A 2399-nucleotide genomic window follows, 5' to 3' on the forward strand; every position below is an offset into this window, starting at 1 on the left:
GTGCATGAGGGTGCCACCGAAGACGGCGGCAGAGGTGCCGAACACCGCACCACGCAGGAAATTGCGACGGTCCACTGATACTCCTACACCGAGAAGAGGACGATGAGTTGGCGGGCGTCGCCGACTGGTCACAGGGGACCGTAGGGGCCCTGCCCGGGCCCGGGCAGGGGCGAGTGAGCCAACTTTTTCCGGCGAGGGGGTGCACGAGCGCGGTGCGGAGGTTGCCGGTCCGGCACCAAGTGAACTGTGGGGAAATCTCCGCGACTTCATTGGCACGCGGCGTTCACGTCGTCGGGTGTGCACAGGCACCCGGGGCCGGTCGTCGGCCGTCGCGGGCGTTGTGGTGCGCCGTGGGCACGACTGCCCCCAGAAGGCTGACGGCGGATGGACCAAGGGCGGTCATGGCGGTACGGGTGCGCATGTGTGGGTGGCTCCTTCGAACGGACCGGCTGCTCCTGCCGTCCATTCACCCGGCTCCCTCCCGCTGGCGCACGTACACGGCCCCCAGATGTGCGGGCCCCGAGGCGGACCGGTGGCCCCATAGGCCTCAGTCGGACATGCCTCGGAGGCCCTTGCTGCGGGTGGCCGTCACGGCGGCGACGGTCACTAGGGCGGGGAAGACCAGCATCGCCGGTGTCGGGCTGAAGCGGGCCAGGAGGGCGCCGGCCAGGGCGGGGGCGAGCGCGGCGGCGGAGCCCGCGGCGAGCAGTACGCCGCTGACCACGCGGCCTTGCAGGTGGTCCGGGGTGACGGCGGCCTGGTGGGCGAAGAGTGCCGCGTTCGCCGTGGGCCCGAGGAAGACGGCGGCGGCCAGCGGTATCGCGCCCAGCACGCTGCCCGCGAGGAGCGTGCTCACCGCCATCAGCGCGGCGGTCGTCCAGCACAGCAGCCTCATCAGGACGGGCAGCCGCAGCCGCCGCTGCAGCGCGGGGGCCACGAGGGCGCCGAGGAAGCCGCCCAGCGCGAAGATCGTGCCGGCGAGACCCACCAGGGCCGGGGCCACGCCCGCCTGGAGCAGGGCGAGCGTCATCGCGAAGATCATGCCGGTGAAGGCCATGTTCAGCGGCGCGGCGATCACCAGCAGGGCGCGCAGGAAGGGATGGCCGAGGAGGAAGCGCAGGCCCTGCGCCACGGAGACGGCGGCGGTCTGGGCCGCCTCCCGCCGGGTCTCCTGGAGGGGCCGCCGGATGCAGACGACGGCCACGAGGGAGAGCAGGTGGCTCAGCGCGTTGCCGAGGAAGGGCAGGGCGCGGCCGAGCCCGAAGAGCAGGCCGCCGAGCGGCGGACCGGTCAGGGAGACGGCGTACGCGCGCGCCTCGTTGCGGGCAACGGCCGCGGTGAGCTGGTCGGGGCGGACCAGATTGCGTACGGAGGCGTGCTCGGCGGTGCTGAAGACGGCCGTGGCGGCGGCACCGGCGATCACCACGGCGAGGATCACCGGCAGGCTCGCGGTACCGGCCGCCACCGCCCAGCCGAGCAGCGCGTACCCGGCGAGCCGCAGCATGTCGCAGGTGATCATCAGGTGGCGCCGGTCGAGGCGGTCGGCGAGGACACCGGCCGGCAGCCGGCACAGCAGGGTGGTGACGAGTCCGGCGGTGCCGACGAGCCCGGCCTGCGCCGGGGACCCGGTCTGCTGGAGCACCAGGAGCGGCAGCGCCAGTTCGAGCATGGCGCCGCCGAGGTCGGACAGGCACTGCCCGGTCCACAGCAGGTTGAAGTCGCGGTTGCGCCACAGCCCCGGCGGCCGGTCGCCGTCCGCCGTCCCTGCCGTGCCCTCGCCGACGGCCGGCCGGCTCACACCGAATTCCCGGCGGACGCGGTCCCGGCTGCCCCGGCCCCACCGTCCGCGCCGGCCGTGCCCGTGGGCGCGGGCTCGGTCAAGCCCGTGGGGATGACCATCATTTTCGTCACGGAACCGTCATCGCCGACGACATCACGGACGTGGCGGAAACCAAGGCGGCGGCAGAGGGCGAGGCTGGCGGTGTTCTCGGCGCCGACCATGCCGTACGCCTCGCTGAGCTCGAGAGTGTCGGCGGCGTACCGGAGCAGGCCGCGTACGGTCTCGCCGCCCAGTCCCTGCCCCCAGTACGCGGGGGCGAGCGCGGTGATGAGTTCGTGGCCGTCGACGTTGCCGGTGGGCTTCACCTCGGCGTGCCCGGCGTAGGCGCCCGCGAGCCACAGGCCCCACACATCGAAGCGGCGCGTGGGGTAGACGTCGGTGAGGATGGCGCGGAACACCTCGCGCAGCTGCGGTTCGGGCACGAGGTCCTGGCCCATCCAGCGGCACACCTCTTCGTCCCGAAGGAGCGCGACGAAGTGGTCCTCGTGTTCGGGTCGGTAGGGGAGGAAGTCCAGGCGTTCGGTGCGCAGGACAGGGGTCATGGCGGCGTGCTCCGGAG

2 protein-coding genes are annotated in these 2399 nt (G+C 73.1%); both read right to left on the bottom strand.

Features of this window, described 5'->3' with window-relative positions; translation table 11 throughout:
• Window positions 1–547: 547 nt before the first annotated feature.
• Complete coding sequence (locus GKQ77_RS31625; RefSeq protein ID WP_219692550.1) at window positions 548–1798, bottom strand: MFS transporter; 1251 nt, start codon at window positions 1796–1798, stop codon at window positions 548–550.
• Window positions 1795–2382: a GNAT family N-acetyltransferase gene (locus GKQ77_RS31630; RefSeq protein WP_219692551.1), complete on the bottom strand. Its 588-nt coding sequence runs from the start codon at window positions 2380–2382 to the stop codon at window positions 1795–1797. Before GKQ77_RS31630 ends, GKQ77_RS31625 begins: the two co-directional genes overlap by 4 nt.
• Between the last annotated feature and the right edge of the window lie 17 nt (window positions 2383–2399).

The sequence above is a fragment of the Streptomyces anatolicus genome, from assembly GCF_019400875.1.
GTDB lineage: Bacteria > Actinomycetota > Actinomycetes > Streptomycetales > Streptomycetaceae > Streptomyces > Streptomyces anatolicus.